This is a genomic window from Kribbella sp. NPDC056861 (assembly GCF_040687575.1).
Lineage (GTDB): Bacteria > Actinomycetota > Actinomycetes > Propionibacteriales > Kribbellaceae > Kribbella.
This window is the reverse complement of record NZ_JBFBNQ010000007.1, coordinates 110,455-128,509: the sequence shown is the minus strand read 5'-3', so window position 1 is coordinate 128,509 and position 18,055 is coordinate 110,455. Positions and strand designations below refer to the sequence as shown.

Here is an 18,055-nt window from a genome sequence, read left to right as displayed (position 1 = left end):
GCACCTGATCGGTCAGGGCCCAACGAAGACCTGGTGATCAGCGGGCCGGACTTTGTGGTCGTGCTCGACGGGGCGACCGCGCCGGCTCAGCTCGACTCGGGGTGCGTGCACTCGGTGGCCTGGTTGGTGGCGCGGTTGGGGACCCAGTTGGCGCTCCCGCTCCTCGCGCGATCGGAGGCGCCGTTGGCGGATCTGCTGGCCGACGCGATCACCGCAGTACGGCGTGCGCACGCTGACACCTGCGACCTGGCCAACCCCGACAGTCCGTCGTCCACAGTCGCGATGGTGCGAGTTGGTGACGAGCAGGTCGAGCATCTGGTGCTGGCCGATTCGCCGGTTGTGCTGCGCGCTCCCGACCGCAGCGTCACCGTGCTGGCCGACAACCGGGTCGACCTGCTGCCGGAGTACACCTTCGAGGCCGTACGCCGGTTGCGTAACCAGCCGGGTGGCTTCTGGGTCGCCAGCACCGAACCCAAAGCGGCCTACGAAGCAGTCACCGGTACGACGAACCGCGCGGCGGTCGAGCTGGTCGCGCTGCTGACCGACGGCGCCTCCCGCTACTCCGAGCGCTACGGCCACTCCTGGGAGGACTTGGTCGACCTCATCGATACAGCTGGTCCGAAAACCCTCATCGACCAGGTCAGGCAGTACGACGCGGCGGCGGATCCGACGGCGTTCCGGGGCAAGCGGCACGACGACGCGACCGCCGTCCTCTGCCGCTTACGGCAGACAGAGCCGCCGCAGGCGGGCCAACCGCAGCCATAGCCTGGCTGCCAGACCTACCGCTGCCATGCCTACCGCAGGCATAGCCTCGCTGCCAGGCCTACCTCGCTGCCAGACCTACCGCTGCCAGGCCTACCGCTGCCACGGTGATCGCTGCGTGTACGACGGAAACTCCGGCCGTGGCACGTACTGCGGCGGCCCAGCCGGAGGTTGGGAGAACCGCGCCGCCATCCGCCCGTCCTGCCACGAGTTGGTGCGGATCATCAGCAGCACGATCGCCGCTCCGGCGACGGCCAGCAGCACCGCGGCGATGGTGAAGCCGATGTTCACCACGAGCGCCAGCCGGACCATGAAGCTCTGCAGGTCGTAGAGGTCCAGGTAATCACCGCTGTCCTCGGCGGCCTCCGCGCGGTCGACCACCCGCACGATCCAGACCAGCACACTGAGCATCGCAAAGCTGCCACCGCCGACGATGATCACCCAGAACGTCGACCAGGCGGTCCACCAGCCGTAGAGCAGCGTCTTGACCTGCCCCCGGCTCTGCGGTGGCTCGTCGGCCGGTTGGCTGGCCCGCACGACGTCCTCGACCACCTGCAGCGGATACCAGAACTGGACGATCGGGCAGATCCAGCCACCGATCACCCACCCGTGCTCATGCCGATGCCCACCCAGCCGCTGAGCACCAGGCGGACCAGGCGGACCAGGCGTCAAAATCTCACTGTTCTCCCGAGCCCGCCACAGCCAGACCAGAAAAACCACCGTGGTCCCGAGGAACAGCAACCCCACCAGATTGAGCAGCGGACCAGCGCCGGCCACCGACCCGACCGCCCGATCGAGCTCGTCATCGGAGAGCAACCCGAAGATGAACCGCTTGACCTCGTCGTACGACCGCCACATCAGCACCGCCTGCACAGCGGTGACGATCGTGGTCAGCACCATCAGCACGACGAAGGCCACCGTGATCCGCCGCAACGACTGGTAGACCTTCGGTGCCAGGGCCGGATAAGGCGCTGGAAAATAACCGGGCGGTCCCGGGTACTGCTGGCTCATGCGCCTCACCTCCCCACACCAACAAGTTAACCCGCTGATGGGAGCCCGGCGCAGTTGTCCACAGGCCAATAGCTGCAACTCACCCAGCAAACGTCACACAGCCGCGAACGCCTCCCGCGCCGCCGGCAGCGCCAACGCCCGATCCACCGCCGACAACCCGATCCGGGTCCGCCGATCCAGCAGATCGTCCTCGGTCAACGCCCCCTCATGCCGTACTGCGAACCGCAGCTCCGCATGCGTGGTCAGCAACCCAGGAGCAACCGGCTCCAGCAACTCCGGCTCGACCGCGATCACGTCAGTCGCCTCCACGCCGTACCGATCGACGAACCGCGACGGCGCCCGCACTGCCGCCAACTGCACCCGATCAGCCGCCCCCACCAACGGAATCCGATGCGTCAGACAAGGCCGCCGCACCTCGACCGAGGACTGGGCCAGCGCGGCATCAAGCGCGTCCTGCGCCATCCGCCGGTACGTCGTCAGCTTGCCGCCCACGATCGTCACCACCCCATCGGGACTCGTGATCACCGCGTGCCGCCGGGAGATATCAGCAGTCTTGTGATGCCCGGTATCGAGCAGCGGCCGCAACCCCGCATAGGTCCCGAGCAGATCGGCCCGAGTCAGCGGCACCCGCACCGCCGCGCTGATCGTCGCCAGCAAGAAGTCGATCTCAGCCTCGGTAGCCCGTGGCACATCACTCACCGGCCCAGGCGCGTCCTCATCGGTCAACCCGACATAAACCCGCCCATCAGGCGCCGGAATCGCCATCACCACCCGCCGCAACTCCCCCGGCACCGGCACGGTCAGTACTGCGGACAGCCCACCGAACGCCGCCTGCGGAAGCACCAGATGCGTCCCCCGGCTCGGCCGCAATTTGATGCCAGAGGCAACTTGATCGGCCCAGATCCCGGTCGCGTTGATGACGATGCCGGCGTCCAGCTCCACCGATCGGCCGGACAACTGGTCGACCAGCACCGCCCCACGCCCGGTCACCTGCTCGGCCGCGCAATGCGTGATCACCCGAGCCCCGTACGACGCCGCGGTCCGCGCGATCGCGACGACCAGCCGCGCATCGTCGTACAGCTGACCGTCCCAGGTGAGGAAGCCGCCTCGCAGCTTGTCGGGTCGCACGGTCGGCGCGTAGCGCAGTACCTCGGCGGAGCTGATCCGGCGGGAGTGCGGCAGATAGTCGTCGCTCGTGCGGGCGAAGGTGCGCAGTACGTCGCCGCCGAGGAACGCGCCGCGCAGCATGGCGGCCTGGGCATATCTGGCCTGTGGAAACCAAGGCGCGACCTGCGGCACCGGGTGGACCAGGTGAGACGCAGTGGTCTTCATCAGGATGCCGCGCTCGACTGCGCTCTCGTACGCGATCGCCACGTGCCCGGAGGCGAGGTACCGCAGGCCTCCGTGGACGAGCTTCGAACTCCAGCGACTGGTCCCGAAGGCCAGGTCGTGCTTCTCGACCAGTGCGACGGTCAGGCCGCGGGCGGCCGCGTCGAGGGCGACTCCGGTGCCGGTGACGCCGCCACCGATGACCAGCACGTCGACCCGGCCGGTCGTGTCGAGCCAGTCGAGCTCACGCGTCCGCCGGGCCGCGTTCAGGCTGGAGTTGCCCACCGAGATCATGGCCGCAGATACCTGACCAGCATGACCCGCAGCTCCTCGTCCAGGTCGGCGTACTCCTTCGGCTCGGCCAGCACCGGCCCGGACACCGCCGAGGCGAGCGAGACCAGGATGATCTGCCGTGACAGCCAGTCGGGATCGCCGGCCCGGATCGAACCGTCGGCCTGACCTGCCTCGATCCCGGCCTTCACCAGCGCGAGGTGCGCGACCGTGCTGCTGCCGCGCCGCTCCAGCAGGTACGGCGTGAGGAACTCGGGGTCCAGTTCGATGATCTTGCGCATCAGCGGGTGGGTCCGGGTCTTGGCGACCACCTCGACCACGCCCTCGACCAGCCGGGCCCGGCCGTCGACGGCATCGGGCTGGAAGGCGGAGACCAGCGCGGTCGTCCACTCGCGCGTCATCAGCGCGGCGACCACGGCCTGCACGTTCGGCCAGCGCCGGTAGAGAGTCGCCCGGGAGACCTCCGCGTGCCGGGCGATGTCGGCCATCGTCATCCGGCGCATGCCGATCGCGAGCAGCAACTCGTACGCCGCGTCCAGGATCCGCTCCTCGCCGATGGCGTTGGCCGGGGTCGGGCGCGACGACCCGGTCGAGCTGGAGGAGGTATCGGGTTCGCTGCTACGCTGAGACATCACACGTCAGAGTGTATCAGCGACTTGGCTGACGACAAGGGCTGTGACCCTTGCGTGACGCTACCTCCGAACACCCCAGAGCGGGAGCCTCCCATGACCGAGTCCGACCTCCTGGTGGTCAACCTCACGCCCGGCCGCTGGGGCGACCCAGCCCAGGTGGTCGAGTTGCCCGCCGCCGCGCTGGAGGCGCTCAAACACCTCGGCGTACGCCGCCCACGCGCCAAGACCGCGCCGAAGGACGAGGCGGGCACTAGTACCGAGGTCACGGCTGCGCTGGAGAAGCTGCTCGGTACCGAGCACGTGAAGACCGACCTGGACACCAGGTGGGCCCACACGCGCGGATACTCGACCCCGGATCTCCTGCGCCACCGTGCGGGCGACACCACCGACATGCCGGCCGCAGTCGTCTACCCCGGCTCTCACGACGACGTACAGGCTCTACTGACCGCCTGCTCCGAGCAGGGAGTCGCTGTCGTCCCCTATGCCGGTGGCACGTCGGTAGTCGGCGGCCTGGCGCCGCAAGGCACACAGTTCGTCGCAGTAGACCTGCAGCGGCTCAACCGGCTACGAGAGGTCGACGAGGTCTCCAGGACGGCGACGATCGAGGCGGGCGTTCGCGGTACCGCTGCTGAGGCACTGCTCGCGGAGCGCGGCTACACGCTCGGGCACTTCCCGCAGTCCTACGAGGGCGCCAGCATCGGCGGCTACGCGGCGACCCGGTCGAGCGGCCAGGCCTCCGCGGGGTACGGGCGCTTCGACCAGATGGTCGTCGGCCTCACCCTGGCCACGCCGAGCGGCACGATCGAGCTCGGTCGCGCGCCGATGTCGGCGGCCGGCCCGGATCTCCGCCAGCTCGTGCTCGGCTCGGAAGGCACGCTCGGCATCATCACCAGCGTCGTACTCCGGATCCGCCCGCGTCCCACCGAGCGGTCCTTCGAAGGCTGGCGGTTCGACTCCTTCGATCAAGGCCTCGCCGCGCTGCGCCAACTGGCTCAGGACGGACCACTGCCGACCGTACTGCGCCTGTCCGACGAGGCCGAGACAGCGATCAACCTGGCCGACCCCAACGTCCTCGCCGGCGGCCCCGGCGGCGCACTGGCCATCGTCGGCTTCGAAGGCCCCCGTACTCCGGTACGCCGCGCCGAGGCGGCCGAGGTCCTGACAGCGGCCGGCGGCCAGTCTGTCGGCGAGGGACCTGGCGAGACCTGGCGGCAAGGCCGGTACCGGGCTCCCTATCTCCGCGATCCCCTGCTCGACGAAGGCGCGTTGGTCGAGACGCTCGAGACAGCAGGCTTCTGGTCGACGCTGCCGGCCCTGAAGGCAGCCGTCACCGATGCGCTGGTCAGCTCACTGTCCGGGCAAGGCACACCGCCGGTCGTGCTCTGCCACATCTCGCACGTCTACGAGACCGGAGCCTCGCTCTACTTCACCGTGCTCTCCGCCCAGACCGACGACCCGGTCGCCCAGTGGCGGCAGGCGAAGGCCGCGGCCAGCCAGGCGATCGCGGCCGCCGGCGGGACCATCACCCACCATCACGCCGTAGGCACCGACCATCGCGATGCCTACGTCACCGAGGTCGGCCCACTCGCGATCGAGGCCTTGCAGGCGGTCAAGCAGGTGCTGGACCCGAACGGCATCCTCAACCCCGGCATCCTCATTCCAGCGCGATAAGAGAGTCCTTGCCCCGCGCCAGCACGACATTGCCGACAGCTTCGACGCCCTGATTGCACCGGACCTCCTTCGGCACCGGCACCGCGCGGTAGCCGGACTCCTCGACCACGTCCAGCCGGCAGCCGCTCGGCAGCTCCACGAAGGCGACCACGCGGCCGTCCTCGGTGACTGCAGGCTTGGCCGACGTGTCGATCGGCGCGGTCCGTTGCCAGGCGAGCTCGCCGGTGCCGGCGTTGATCACGGTCACCGTCGTCTGGGTCTTGTCCGTGTTCGACGGGCAGTTGAGCAGCACGATCTGCGCGCCCGACCGGTGGAGCTTGGTCTCGCAGGCGAGCGCCGCGGGGAGCGGCCAACGCCACTTCACCTCGCCGGTCCGGGCCTCCACGCCGACCAGTTCCCGCGCCGACTGCAGCCCGACGATCAGGCTGCCGATCGCCAGCGGGTCTGCCTTCCAGTCCTCGGCATGGCTCCACAGCTTCTTGCCGCTCTTCAGGTCCAGCCCGGTCAGCTCGTCGGGTTCCTTGTTGCAGCTGCGGTTGAAGGACGCCACTGCGGTGTCCGCTGTCGCCACGGCGGTGATGCTGGTGCAGCGACCGGGCTCGACGGTCCAGCGGTGATTGCCGTCGGTGTCGGTGCCGTACAGCTTGTCGGAGCCCTTGCTGACGGATCCTCCGGTGACCAGCGGATCGGCGCTCAGCACATCGTTGTCCCGAGCACCGCCGGGCCAGGCGGCCTTGCGCTCGCCCGTGTCGGCGTCGAGCACCAGGAAGCCGACATCGTCGAAGGACACCAGCAGCTGGCTTCCGTCACCGGTCACCCAGATGTCAGGCAGGCCGTCGGAGTCCGACCGCGAGTACCGCCAGCGCAGCTCGCCGGTGGTCGGATCGAGCATCTCGACGCTGCCGATCGTCCGGCTGGTGGCGATCCCGTACGCCGTACCGACGGCCTTGCGGAAGCCGTCCGAGTTGTAGCCCTTCGACGTACTGGACCAGGCGACCTCGCCGGTCAGCGCTGAGCGGGTGCTCGGCGTGACCGGTCCCCGGGTGCCGCTGACGTACTCGTTGGTGGTCAACGCAAAGGAACGCCACAGTGGCGCGACCCCGAAGATCATCGCCAGCACGAGCACCACCGGTACTGCGATCCGGGCGAGCAGTTGCCCGAGGTTGAGGGAAGGCGCCGGCTCGAGCCTGGACGCGACCATCGACGCGACACCGGCGACGGCGAGCAAGACCGATGCGGTGAGCAACAAAGGCACTCGCAGACCGATGCCCACCGCCGGATTCGTGTCCGGCGCGAGGAACAGGACGGCAATCACTCCGAGGGCTCCTGCCGCGGTCACTGCGCCGTCCACTATCCGCGCAGTACGGCCTTTGCGGCGGGAGAAGCGGAACAGCAGCGGGACGGCCGCCAGTGCGACGACCAGCAGGACGATGGCGAGCCAGAGTTGGTCCGGCGGGAAGTCCGGAACCCGCCAGGACTCCTCGAGCGACGCGAGGGCGAGCCCGAAGGCGAACAGAGCGCCCAGCACGGCCAGTGCGACCAGCGCCGCCCGCTGCCAACCGCGCCAGGGTGCATTCCGTTGATCTGCTGAGCTCGTCACCTCGTCATCGTGTCAGAGCCGAGGGTTCCGGCCGCTATCCCAGCAGCCGGGCGAGCTCGACCCGGGAGCGAACCTCCAGCCGGGCGAAGATGTTGCGCAGGTGGTGCTCGACGGTCCGATGGCTGATGAACAACTGCGCCGCGATCTCCCGGTTGGTCGCGCCCTCGGCGACCAGGTGGGCGATCTGCGACTGCTGCGGCGTCAGCTCGGCGGCGACGGCGGTCCGGGTCGGCGCGATGGTGTCGCCGGAGGCCCGTAGCTCCGCGCGGACCAGGCCGACGAAGTGCTCGGAGTCGTACTGCTGGAAGATCCGCAACGCGTCGCGCAGATGCTCCCGCGCGGCCTTGGGCTGACGATCGCGACGGAGCCGGTGGCCGTAGAACAACTCGGTCTTGGCCAGCTCCATCGGAGTACCGCCTGCTCGGTGCAGCCGGATCGCCTCGCGGAAGTGCTCGTCGGCCGCCGGACCGGCACCGGCGAGCAGGGCGTGCGAGCGGTGAGACAGCGCGAGTCTGGCTGGGCAGCCGGTGCCGACCGCCCAGCCCTCGAACTGCTGCAACACCTTGGCGGCCGAGGCTTGCCTGCCGCAGGCAACTGCTGCCTCGACGAAGTGCGGCGCGGTCATCACCTTGATCCCGGGATGCACGCGACCGGTGTCGACGGCCAGCAGACGCAGCCGGTTGAGCGCGTCGGCAGGACGGTTGTCGACCAGGTCGACGCACGCCAACGTCCAGGACCCGAACGTGCTCGGCCGACCGAGGCCACGACGCGTGACGTCGGCGGCGGCCAGGTGCAGCCGATGAACGGCGGTGGTCTTGTCGCCCTGCAACGCGGCCATCAGCGCGAGGATCGTCAGATGGTCGACCACGGTGTTGGGTTGTCCCATCGAGGTGGCTTCGCGCACGCCTTCGAGCGAACAGTCCAGCGAGATCGAGTGCTGGTCGAGCAGCAGCGCGGCCAGCGACTTGTAGACCAGCGCCCACGGCACCAGCGAAGTCATCCCGGTGTCGCGAGCCGCGGCGACCGCCTGGGTGGCGAGCTCCAACGATCGGCTGGCACGCCCCAGCACGTACGCCGCCTGGCTCCCCCAGATCTTCGAGCGCGGATCAGGCAGCTCGGTCGCCAGCCGGATAGTCCGCTCCAGCGCAGGCCCGGCAGCGAGGTGGTTACCGGCGAAGGTGGCAGCCATCCCCTCGAGGTGGTCGAACATCAGCGCCGTGGCCGGCGGTTCGTCCGTACGGCGAAGTGTCGCCGCGCGCGCCGCAGTGGTGGCGTGATCAGCCTGGTCCCCCGCGATGCTGGCTGCCTCCGCGGCGAAGACCAGAGCGGTGATGGCCAACGGGCGGTGCGAGTCGAGCAGTTCGTCGGAAGCCTTGAGCAGGCTGCGGACCGCAGTACCGGGGACGCTGTCGCCCAGCTCGATTCCGCCGCGCACGAAGTCGGCCAAGCCACGCAACTCTTGCCCGCGCACGTGGATGGCTGCCTCGCGGAGGATCGCGCGGGACCGTCGTGGCTTTCCGGTCGACCATTGATCAGCGGCCGCGGCGATCAGGTGCGCGGCCTTGTCCTGTGGCGCCCTGGCCAGCGAGGCAGCGCGCTCGGAGGCCAGCGACGCCGCCGGATAGTTCCCCGTACGCCGTGCCCGCGCGGCCGCGGCGCCGAGTTCGTCGGCTTGACCCTCGATCACCTTGCGGCTCATCGCGGCGCGATGCCACAACCAGCGCGAGGTGTGTTGCTCGGAATCGAGGACCGAAGCCAGTAGCGCGTGAGCCTGCCGGTGGTCGGCCACCGGGACCTCGGTCCGCAGTACGGAGCGGGTGAGTTGGGTCGCCAGCTCGACGTGCTCGCCGCGGAGTACGAGCAGGCCGCTGGCGCGAGCCTCCTCCAGCGCCTCGGTCTCCAGCTCGGCGCGGATCACTGAGTCGAGTTCCAGGTCCTCGTCGGCCACTGCGAGCAGGACCAGTCGCTGGGCATCGTCCGACAGGGTGTGGAAACGGGCTCGGAGGCGAGCTCGCAGCGCGCTGTCCGGCGGTAGCTCGCCCGTGCCGGCCAGCTCGGTCAGTGCCAGCGGGTTGCCGCCGGCGAGGCGAAGGACCTCTTCGGCGAAGTCTTCCGACAGGCCCAGCGGACTGAGGTCGGACAGGATCTCCATCGCGGCTGGGTCCTCGAGCGGTCCGAGGGCCAGCACGGGAAGACCGGTCAGCGGATTCTCGCCTCGCTGTGGCTCGAGGGTGAACAGCACCGCGAGCCGGTGGTCGGTGGCTCGGCGAGCCAGGAACGCCAGGGCTTCCAGCGACGAACGGTCGAGCCGGCCGGCGTCGTCGACGAGGACGAGAACCGGCTGCTCGGCCGCCAGTTCGCAGAGCAGTCGATGGACCTCGGTGTGCAAGGCGAAAGTGTCAGGCGGAGTCCCCGGGGCCAGACCTGTTGCCTGGCGCAATGACTCCGGGAGCTGGTCGGCCACTGGTTGCAGCACGCGGTGCAGGCCGGCGGGTTCGAGCGTGGACTCGGCCGGCACGCCCTGCGCGGTCAGCACGCGGAACCCGGCCGTCGAAGCGTCCTTCAGCAGCAAGGACTTGCCGGTGCCAGGGCCGCCGGTGATCACCAAGGCGGATCCCTGACCGGATCGAGCGGCGTCCAGCAGTTCCTGCACGGTGGCGCGCTCCTGGTCACGCCCGCGGAGTACGACCTCGGCAGACATACCCATCAGTAAAGATCGCCATCGCCGCGCACGGAAGAGCCCAGGCCGAATTACCCCCTGTGACGATTCAGGACCACATGACTGGTGGTTCCACCGATGCCCCCCAGCAGGCGGTCGGCACAGACTGCTGCTCACAGTCGCCCGGTGGGAAGGAGTCAGATGACTAACGCTTCCCCAGAGAAGCTTCTGGACGTCGCTGGGGTCACCGTCCGGTTCGGTGGCCTGATCGCACTCCGTGAGGTCTCGCTGAGCATCAAGCCGCGCAGCGTGGTCGGCGTGATCGGCCCCAACGGCGCCGGCAAGACGACCCTGTTCAACGTGGTCTGCGGGTTTCTCCGTCCGGAGGCCGGCGAACTGCGCTGGAAGGGCCGGGCGCTGCCCGCCCATCGTCCGGACCAGCTCGCCCGGCTCGGCATCGCACGCACCCTGCAGGGTCTCGGCCTGTTCGGCGGGCTGACTGTGCTGGAGAACGTGATGACCGGCGCCGGCAGGTTCGCCCGGACGGGGTCGGTGGCCGCTCTGCTCGGTACGCCGAGAGCCGCGCGGGACGAGGACGAGTTGCGGACCCGAGCGCTTCGGCTGCTGGCGGAGCTCGATCTCGCCGACGTCCGGGACCTGCCACCGAGCGCGCTCCCGTACGGGTCCCGCAAACGGGTCGCGCTCGCCCGGGCGTTGGTGTCCGAGCCGGAGCTGCTGCTGCTCGACGAACCGGCGAGCGGGTTGTCGATGGCGGAGACGGACGAGCTGGCCGCCCGGATCCGCGCGTTGACCGGCAGGACCGCGGTCGTCCTGGTCGAGCACCACATGGATCTGGTGATGGGGGTCTGCGACGAGGTGGTGGTGCTCGACTTCGGCGAGGTGATCGCGACCGGCACCCCGGACGAAGTACGGGCCGCGCCGGCCGTCGCCGACGCCTATCTGGGCCTCGCACCCGGGGAGCCGTCGAGTGCTTGAGATCGAGGGACTGACCGTTCACCACGGACTTGTCCGTGCGCTCAAGGACGTGACGCTCCGGGTCGAGGAGGGCAGCATCACCGCCGTCCTCGGCGCCAACGGCGCGGGCAAGACCACGCTGCTGCGAGTGATCAGCGGCCTGATCCGGGCCACCTCCGGCCGGATCAGCGCGTTCGGCCGGGACATCACCGCCCTGCCGGCCGACCAGATCGCCCGGTCCGGGATCGCCCACGTTCCGGAGGGCGGCGGCGTGATTCCCGAGCTCACGGTGGCGGAGAACCTCCGGCTCGGAGCGCTCTGGCGGCGCGACCGAGCCGATCGCGCCGCCGCCCTGGCCGAGATGCTCGAGCTGTTCCCGCCGCTGGCGCCGCGGCTCGACAAGGCGGCCGGCACGCTGTCCGGTGGCGAGCGGCAGATGCTGGCGATCGGCCGCTCGCTGATGGGCCGGCCGCGGATGCTGCTGCTGGACGAGCCTTCCCTCGGGCTCGCGCCGCTGGTCACCGCCAAGATCATGGCCGTCCTTCGCGACCTCCGCGCGGAGACCGGCCTCACCGTTCTGCTCGTCGAGCAGAACGCGCACAGCGCGCTGTCCGTCTCGGACCACGGCTTCGTGCTGGGCCTCGGGGAGCTGGTGGCGTCGGACGACGCTGCCACGCTCCTCGCAGACGAACAGCTGAGCGACGCCTACCTCGGCCTGCGGCTCAAGGGGACCGGATGACCACCTTCCTGAACCTGACCGTGGCCGGCCTGTCCAGCGGTGCCGTGTACGCCGCACTGGGGTTGTCGCTGGTGATCATCTACCGCGCGACCCGCGTGGTGAACTTCGCCCAGCCCGCCCTCGCCCTGATCTCCGGCTACCTCGCGTACTCCGTGACCAAGGGCACCGGCAGCTACTGGCTCGGGTTCGCCGTCGCCATCGTCGTGGGCACGCTGCTCGGAGTCACCGTGGAGCGGCTGCTGATCCGGCCGCTGCGCAACGCGGGTGAGCTGAGCGCGATCATCGTGACGCTCGGCCTGCTGCTCGTGCTGCAGGCAGTAGCGGGGATGATCTGGTCCAACGAGCCGCACTCGTTCTCGTACGCGTTCGACTTCCGCGGCCGGTTCTCCGCCAGCGATCTGTTCGCCGTACTCGCGGTGGTCGTCACAGCTGCGGGAGTCCTGCTGCTGTTCAAGTTCACGGCGCTCGGGCTGCGGCTCCGGGCGGCCGCGTTCAATCCTGAGGTCGCGCGGCTGCTCGGCGTACGGGTCAGGGTGATGCTGACGATCGGCTGGGGGCTGGCCGCGGCCGTGGGGTCGCTGGCCGGAATGCTGGCGATCCCGCCGTTCATCTCCCCGACCGTGCTCGACGAGGTATTCGTCTACGCGCTGACCGCGGCCGTGGTCGGCGGGCTGGACAATCCGCTCGGCACGATCATCGGCGGTCTCGCGGTTGGTCTCGGCCTGTCCTACGTGTCGGGCTTGCTGGGTCCGGAGCTGGTGCCACTGGCCGCGCTGGCGATTCTCGTTGCAGTGCTCGCGATCCGGCCCACGGGTCTGTTCGGCCGGGCGACGGCCAGGCGGGCATGATGAAACTTCCCCCGGTGGTGGTTCATCTGCTCGCGGCGCTGGCCGGTCTGGTGCTGCTGGTCCTACTCACCTTCGCCACGGATCCGTTCACCAACCTGCGGATCGCGACCGTCGGCTACTACCTGATCGCGGTCGCCGGACTGGCCTTGCTGACCGGCTTCAACGGCCAGATCTCCTTGGGCCACGGCGCTTTCATGTTCATCGGCGCCTACACCGTCGCCCTCCTCGTACTCCGGGTGCCGGCGCTCCCCATCTGGGTCGATCTCCTCCTGGCGGCCGTCGCGGGTGGGCTCGCCGGGCTGCTGGCCGGTGCTGCGGCCGCCCGGCTGCGCGGTCCCTACCTGGCAGGCGCGACCTTGGCGCTAGCCGTCGGGCTTCCTGCTGTCACGCAACGGTTCCCGGACCTGCTGGCGGGCAGCAACGGGCTGAGCTTCACGGTCAACAGTCAGCCGGCCGGGCTCAGCGCAGTACCGGCTACTCGGTGGCAGGCGTGGATCGTTTGGCTGGCGGTCCTGCTTGCCCTTGTGGTGTTGGCGAATCTCGCTCGCGGTCGGCTGGGCCGCACGCTGCGGGCTGTGCGTGACGACGAGGTCGCCGCGTCACTGGCCGGAATCCATGTCGGCCGGACGAAGATCCTCGCGTTCCTCGTCAGCTCGGCGTGCGGTGGCCTGGCGGGTGGCCTGCAAGCGTTCCTGCTCGGCACTGCCGCACCTGGTTCCTTCACCCCGGCACTGTCGCTGAGCTTGCTGGCCGCGTTGGTACTCGGCGGCCTCGGCAGTCTGTGGGGCGCGCTCTGGGGTGCGATCGCGCTGGTCTACATCCAGGTCTGGACCGATGACCTCGCCGAGCTGTTCAGCCTGCGCAGCGATTTGTCCGACAACCTCCCACTCGCCCTGTACGGCGTGGTGCTCATCGTGATCGTCCTCGCTTTCCCGGCGGGGATCCAAGGCGGCCTGCGCAAGGTCTGGAGCCGGGTACGACGCCCGGCTCCCTCTCACCGAGGAGAACAATGAGAAACAAACGTTCTGCCGTTGCGGTGGCCCTGGCCTCCGCGCTGGTGCTCAGTGGTTGCGGCGGAGCCGGTGAGACGCCGGCCAACGACGGCGGCCAGAAGGGTGAGGCTGCTCCTGGGGTGACCGACACCGAGGTGGTGATCGGCACCCACCAACCGCTCACCGGGCCGGCCGCGCCGGGGTACAGCAAGATCTCCGTCGGCGCCAAGGCGGTCTACGACCACCTCAACGACGGTGGCGGGATCAACGGCCGCAAGATCACCTACAAGGTCGAGGACGACGGCTACAACCCGACCAGGACCGTCGAGGTGGTCAAGAAGCTCGTCCTGCAGGACAAGGTCTTCGCGATCGTCGGGGGCCTGGGAACTCCGACGCACTCGAAGGTCCTCGACTACCTGACCGCCGAGGGCGTGCCGGACCTGCTGGTCTCCTCGGGCGCGTTGATGTGGAACTCGCCGGACAAGCACCCGAACACCTTCGGCTACCAGGTCGACTACACCCGCGAGGGCAAGGTCCAGGGCCAGTACATCAAGGAGAAGTTCGCCGGCAAGAAGGTCGGCCTGCTGGTCCAGGGCGACGACGTCGGGGCCGACACCCAGAAGGGTCTCGACCAGTTCATCAAGCCGCAGATCGTGGCCCGGAAGACCTACGACCCGGCGAACACCGACGTGACCCCGCAGATCTCGGCCCTGCAGGCCTCCGGCGCCGAGGTGGTCGTCTGCGAGTGCATCCCGGCCTTCACCGCGCTGACGATCCTGACCTCGCTGAAGCTCGGCTACAAACCGCAGCTGGTGGTGAGCAGCATCGGGGCCGACCCGGCGACACTGACCGGGCTGGTCGAGCAGTTCGCCAAGCAGGGTGGCACCCAGGTCTTCGGCGCCGCGCTGCTGACCGGCCTGATCGGCACCCGGTACCTGCCGAGTTCCCGCTCGGCCGACGACCCGTGGACCAAGTTCTTCCGTGGCATCCACGACAAGTACATCCCGAAGGAGCCGTTCACCGACACGCTGCTCTACGGGATGGTGCAGGCCTACACCTTCGGCCAGGTGCTCAAGGCCGCCGGCAAGGACCTGACCCGGCAGAAGCTGATCGACGCGATGAGCTCGGGTGAGCTCAAGGGCCCCGGCCTGACGCCGTTCGCCTTCAGCAAAGACGACCACGCCGGCTACACCGGCGCCCTGGTGTTCCAGCTCGCTGCCGACGGCAGCATCAAGACGCTGCAGGAGCCCAGGGTGACCGATCGTGAGTCCGGCGAGGTGACGCCGTACGAGGAGAAGCGATCGACTCCGGAGGAGATCAACCTCGTCGGCCAGTGATGTCCACCGCCCCAACCCAGAAGGATGTGTACGCCATGAAACTTCGCAACGTACTCACGACACTGACGCTGACGGCCGCCCTGGTCGGCGCCGTCGCCGTCACCGCGCCTTCCGTCCAGGCCGCCGACAACCCGTACGAGCGTGGCCCCGCCCCGACCAACTCCAGTATCGAGGCCAGCCGCGGCTCGTTCGCGGTCTCCACCACGACCGTGTCGTCGACCGTCTCCGGGTTCGGCGGTGGCACCATCTACTACCCGACCAGCACCTCCGCGGGGACCTTCGGCGCGATCGCCATCGCACCGGGCTTCACCGCCAGGCAGTCGTCGATCGCCTGGCTCGGCCCGCGGATCGCCTCCCAGGGCTTCGTGGTCTTCACCATCGACACCAACACCACCTCCGACCAGCCCGACAGCCGGGCGACCCAGTTGCTGGCAGCACTGGACTACCTGACCCGGACCAGTTCGGTCCGGACCCGGATCGACGCGACCCGGCTCGGCGTGATGGGCCACTCGATGGGCGGTGGTGGCACGCTGCGCGCCGCAGCTCAGCGGCCGGCTCTGCAGGCGGCGATCCCGTTGACCGGGTGGCACACCGACAAGACCTGGGGTGAGGTCTCCGTGCCGACCCTGGTGATCGGCGCGGACGGCGACACCATCGCGCCGGTCTCGTCGCACTCGTCGCGGTTCTACACCTCGCTGCCGTCCTCGCTGGACAAGGCGTACCTCGAGCTCCGCGGCGCCAGCCACTTCACCCCGAACAGCTCGAACACCACGATCGCGAAGTACAGCATCTCGTGGCTCAAGCGGTTCATCGACAACGACACCAGGTACGAGCAGTTCCTCTGCCCGGCGCCCTCGGCCAGCCTGACGATCGCGGAGTACCGGGACACCTGCCCGCACTCCTAGATCACTGTCTGTTAATAACTTGCAAGACGTAGTCGAAGTCTTGCAATGAGTTATGTCCTTCCTTAAGGTGTGCGGACATTGCCCTCCGTCCGCCCCCCAGGAAGGCCGTACCACTCATGCATAAGTATCCGTATCTGGCCGTCGCGCTCGCGACGGCCGCCGGAGCCGGCCTGACCGCGCTCCCTGTGCAGGCGGCGCCGGCCGCGATCCAAGCGGCCGGCGCCTCCCTCCCCTTCACCATCCTCGAGGCCGAGAGTGCCGCCACCAACGGCAGCAAGATCGGCCCGAGCTACGCCCAGGGAACGCTCGCCGCCGAGGCCTCCAACCGCCAGGCGGTCACCCTCAGCGGCGGCCAGTACGTCGAGTTCACCGCCCCCGGGACCACCAACGCCATCAACGTCGCGTACTCCGTTCCGGATGGCCGCACCGGCACGCTGTCGGTCTACGTCAACGGCCAGAAGCTCTCGCAGTCCCTGGCGGTGACGGCGAAGTACAGCTTCGTCGACACCGGCTGGATCGCCGGGTCGCGCACTCACAAGCTCTACGACCACGCCCGGCTGCAACTCGGCCAGACCGTCAACGCGGGCGCGAAGATCAAGCTGCAGGTCGACGGCGAGAACACCGCCGGTCCGTACACGATCGATGATGTCGAGTTCGAGAACGTGGCCGGTCCCGCCGGTCAGCCTGGTGGCTCGATCTCGATCACCGATCGCGGCGCGGATCCGAACGGCAACAACGACTCCACCGGCGCGATCCAGAGTGCCATCGACAGCGCCCGCGGTTCTGGTGGAACCGTGTGGATCCCAGCCGGCCGGTTCCGGGTCGGCGGCACCATCAACCCGGACGGGGTGACGCTGCGCGGCGCCGGCCGCTGGCACTCGACCCTGCTCAGCAGCCACCTGATCGACCGCCCGAACGGCGGCGGCAACGTGAAACTGCACGACTTCGCGGTGATCGGGGAGGTGACCGAGCGCAACGACAACTCGCCCGACAACTTCGTCAACGGCAGCCTCGGCCCGAACTCGGTCGTCTCCGGCCTCTGGCTGCAGCACCTCAAGGTCGGGCTGTGGCTGACCGGCAACAACGACAACCTGGTGGTCGAGAACAACCGGTTCTACGACATGACCGCCGACGGCCTGAACCTGAACGGCACCGCGTACAACGTGCAGGTGCGGAACAACTTCCTCCGCAACCAGGGCGACGACGCGCTGGCCGCCTGGTCGCTGCACGCGGCGAACCGGAACAGCACCTTCGCCAACAACACGATCGTGCAGCCGAACCTGGCGAACGGCATCGCGATCTACGGCGGCACCGACCTGACCGTGCGGGACAACCTGATCTCCGACACCAACGCGCTCGGTGGTGGCATCGCGATCTCGAACCAGTCCTTCGCGTCGCCGTTCTTCCCGCTCGCGGGCACCATCAACGTCTCCGGGAACACGCTGATCCGGACCGGCGCGATGAACCCGAACTGGGGCCAGAACCACCCGCACGGCGCGATCCGGGTGGACGCGTACGACACCCAGATCAACGCGCAGGTTCGGTTCACCAACAACCGGCTGGTGGCTAGCCCTTGGTCGGCGTACCAGTTCGTTGACGGTGGCGGCGCCGGTCGGCGGGTCCAGAACGTCACTGTGGACGGCGGTTCGATCGAAGGCGCCGGAACCTTTGCCTTCCAGGCGGAGACCACCGGCGCGGCGACCGTCACCAACGTCGCGGCCAGCGGGATCGGCCGAGCCGCGGTCTACAACTGTGCCTACCCGAGCGGCACGTTCTCACTGACCCGCGGCTCCGGCAACAGCGGGCTGGACTCCACCTGGAGTGGCTGCAGCTGGGTCGAGCCGGGCAGCGGTGGTGGCACCGACCCGGGTCAGCCGACCGGAAACCTTGCTGCAGGCAAGCAAGTCACCGCGACCAGCTTCAATCAGAACTACGTTGCAGGCAACACGGTTGACGGGAACGCCGGCAGCTACTGGGAGAGTGCCAACAACAGCTGGCCGCAGTCGCTGACCGTCGACCTCGGCAGCAACCTGAACGTCAAGCGGCTGGTCCTGAAGCTCCCGCCGGGTTGGGGTGCGCGGACGCAGACCATCCAGGTGCTCGGCAGCACCAACAACTCGGCGTACACCCAGTTGGCCGGAGCAGCGGGTCGCACCTTCGATCCGGGTGCGGGCAATGCGGCGACGATCACCTTGCCGGCCACGGTGAACACCCGGTGGGTGCGGCTCACCTTCACCGGCAACACGGGCTGGCCGGCCGGCCAGCTGTCGGAGTACGAGATCTACGGGAGCTGACTGCTTGACC

14 protein-coding genes are annotated in these 18,055 nt (G+C 69.0%); 9 read left to right on the top strand and 5 right to left on the bottom strand.

All coding sequences use genetic code 11. The annotated features are described in order from the left end of the window. Positions 1 to 33: 33 nt before the first annotated feature. Positions 34 to 765 carry a protein phosphatase 2C domain-containing protein gene (locus AB0P21_RS32235; RefSeq protein WP_363701516.1) on the top strand — a complete coding sequence of 244 codons (732 nt, stop codon included), beginning with the start codon at positions 34 to 36 and terminating at the stop codon, positions 763 to 765. Between the two features lie 90 nt (positions 766 to 855). Here the strand turns inward: AB0P21_RS32235 and AB0P21_RS32230 are convergent, their stop codons facing one another. The 3 genes from AB0P21_RS32230 to AB0P21_RS32220 all read right to left on the bottom strand — a co-directional run bounded on the left by AB0P21_RS32230 (position 856) and on the right by AB0P21_RS32220 (position 4,025). Beyond that, positions 856 to 1,773, bottom strand: a complete 918-nt coding sequence (locus AB0P21_RS32230; RefSeq protein ID WP_363701514.1) for a DUF4328 domain-containing protein — start codon at positions 1,771 to 1,773, stop codon at positions 856 to 858. A gap of 93 nt (positions 1,774 to 1,866) precedes the next feature. Beyond that, the gene (locus AB0P21_RS32225) at positions 1,867 to 3,396 is read right to left on the bottom strand and encodes a glycerol-3-phosphate dehydrogenase/oxidase (RefSeq protein WP_363701512.1); all 1,530 of its coding nucleotides are present in this window, start codon (positions 3,394 to 3,396) and stop codon (positions 1,867 to 1,869) included. Next, on the bottom strand, positions 3,393 to 4,025 hold the full coding sequence (locus AB0P21_RS32220) for a helix-turn-helix domain-containing protein (protein ID WP_363702319.1): 633 nt from the start codon (positions 4,023 to 4,025) through the stop codon (positions 3,393 to 3,395). Before AB0P21_RS32220 ends, AB0P21_RS32225 begins: the two co-directional genes overlap by 4 nt. Before the next feature lie 93 nt (positions 4,026 to 4,118). Here AB0P21_RS32220 and AB0P21_RS32215 point away from each other — a divergent pair, with 93 nt between their 5' ends. Continuing rightward, the gene (locus AB0P21_RS32215; protein WP_363701510.1) at positions 4,119 to 5,696 is read left to right on the top strand and encodes an FAD-binding oxidoreductase; all 1,578 of its coding nucleotides are present in this window, start codon (positions 4,119 to 4,121) and stop codon (positions 5,694 to 5,696) included. Here the strand turns inward: AB0P21_RS32215 and AB0P21_RS32210 are convergent. Together AB0P21_RS32210 and AB0P21_RS32205 are read right to left on the bottom strand one after the other, a co-directional pair. Next, complete coding sequence (locus AB0P21_RS32210) at positions 5,680 to 7,296, bottom strand: PQQ-binding-like beta-propeller repeat protein (RefSeq protein ID WP_363701508.1); 1,617 nt, start codon at positions 7,294 to 7,296, stop codon at positions 5,680 to 5,682. The genes AB0P21_RS32215 and AB0P21_RS32210 overlap by 17 nt on opposite strands. Before the next feature lie 34 nt (positions 7,297 to 7,330). Continuing rightward, entirely contained in the window at positions 7,331 to 9,997 is a 2,667-nt protein-coding gene (locus AB0P21_RS32205) for a LuxR family transcriptional regulator (RefSeq protein ID WP_363701507.1), read from the bottom strand. Between the two features lie 159 nt (positions 9,998 to 10,156). Here AB0P21_RS32205 and AB0P21_RS32200 point away from each other — a divergent pair, with 159 nt between their 5' ends. From AB0P21_RS32200 to AB0P21_RS32170, 7 genes are all read left to right on the top strand, one after another. After that, on the top strand, positions 10,157 to 10,951 hold the full coding sequence (locus AB0P21_RS32200; protein WP_363701505.1) for an ABC transporter ATP-binding protein: 795 nt from the start codon (positions 10,157 to 10,159) through the stop codon (positions 10,949 to 10,951). Continuing rightward, the gene (locus AB0P21_RS32195) at positions 10,944 to 11,669 is read left to right on the top strand and encodes an ABC transporter ATP-binding protein (protein WP_363701503.1); all 726 of its coding nucleotides are present in this window, start codon (positions 10,944 to 10,946) and stop codon (positions 11,667 to 11,669) included. Before AB0P21_RS32200 ends, AB0P21_RS32195 begins: the two co-directional genes overlap by 8 nt. Next, positions 11,666 to 12,517 carry a branched-chain amino acid ABC transporter permease gene (locus AB0P21_RS32190; RefSeq protein WP_363701501.1) on the top strand — a complete coding sequence of 284 codons (852 nt, stop codon included), beginning with the start codon at positions 11,666 to 11,668 and terminating at the stop codon, positions 12,515 to 12,517. Before AB0P21_RS32195 ends, AB0P21_RS32190 begins: the two co-directional genes overlap by 4 nt. Continuing rightward, on the top strand, positions 12,514 to 13,530 hold the full coding sequence (locus AB0P21_RS32185; RefSeq protein WP_363701499.1) for a branched-chain amino acid ABC transporter permease: 1,017 nt from the start codon (positions 12,514 to 12,516) through the stop codon (positions 13,528 to 13,530). The genes AB0P21_RS32190 and AB0P21_RS32185 overlap by 4 nt, the downstream gene beginning before the upstream one ends. Continuing rightward, complete coding sequence (locus AB0P21_RS32180; RefSeq protein WP_363701497.1) at positions 13,527 to 14,846, top strand: ABC transporter substrate-binding protein; 1,320 nt, start codon at positions 13,527 to 13,529, stop codon at positions 14,844 to 14,846. Before AB0P21_RS32185 ends, AB0P21_RS32180 begins: the two co-directional genes overlap by 4 nt. Before the next feature lie 35 nt (positions 14,847 to 14,881). Beyond that, complete coding sequence (locus tag AB0P21_RS32175) at positions 14,882 to 15,751, top strand: alpha/beta hydrolase (RefSeq protein ID WP_363701495.1); 870 nt, start codon at positions 14,882 to 14,884, stop codon at positions 15,749 to 15,751. Between the two features lie 116 nt (positions 15,752 to 15,867). Continuing rightward, positions 15,868 to 18,045 (top strand): discoidin domain-containing protein, encoded by a 2,178-nt coding sequence (locus AB0P21_RS32170; RefSeq protein ID WP_363701493.1) that lies wholly within the window; start codon positions 15,868 to 15,870, stop codon positions 18,043 to 18,045. Positions 18,046 to 18,055: the final 10 nt, after the last annotated feature.

Bases quoted from the DNA above. Each gene is read 5' to 3' on its own strand.
- AB0P21_RS32230 (WP_363701514.1), bottom strand. From the start codon at position 1,773: ATGAGCCAGCAGTACCCGGGACCGCCCGGTTATTTTCCAGCGCCTTAT.
- AB0P21_RS32225 (WP_363701512.1), bottom strand. From the start codon at position 3,396: ATGATCTCGGTGGGCAACTCCAGCCTGAACGCGGCCCGGCGGACGCGT.
- AB0P21_RS32220 (WP_363702319.1), bottom strand. From the start codon at position 4,025: ATGTCTCAGCGTAGCAGCGAACCCGATACCTCCTCCAGCTCGACCGGG.
- AB0P21_RS32215 (WP_363701510.1), top strand. From the start codon at position 4,119: ATGACCGAGTCCGACCTCCTGGTGGTCAACCTCACGCCCGGCCGCTGG.
- AB0P21_RS32205 (WP_363701507.1), bottom strand. From the start codon at position 9,997: ATGTCTGCCGAGGTCGTACTCCGCGGGCGTGACCAGGAGCGCGCCACC.
- AB0P21_RS32200 (WP_363701505.1), top strand. From the start codon at position 10,157: ATGACTAACGCTTCCCCAGAGAAGCTTCTGGACGTCGCTGGGGTCACC.
- AB0P21_RS32190 (WP_363701501.1), top strand. From the start codon at position 11,666: ATGACCACCTTCCTGAACCTGACCGTGGCCGGCCTGTCCAGCGGTGCC.
- AB0P21_RS32185 (WP_363701499.1), top strand. From the start codon at position 12,514: ATGATGAAACTTCCCCCGGTGGTGGTTCATCTGCTCGCGGCGCTGGCC.
- AB0P21_RS32180 (WP_363701497.1), top strand. From the start codon at position 13,527: ATGAGAAACAAACGTTCTGCCGTTGCGGTGGCCCTGGCCTCCGCGCTG.
- AB0P21_RS32175 (WP_363701495.1), top strand. From the start codon at position 14,882: ATGAAACTTCGCAACGTACTCACGACACTGACGCTGACGGCCGCCCTG.
- AB0P21_RS32170 (WP_363701493.1), top strand. From the start codon at position 15,868: ATGCATAAGTATCCGTATCTGGCCGTCGCGCTCGCGACGGCCGCCGGA.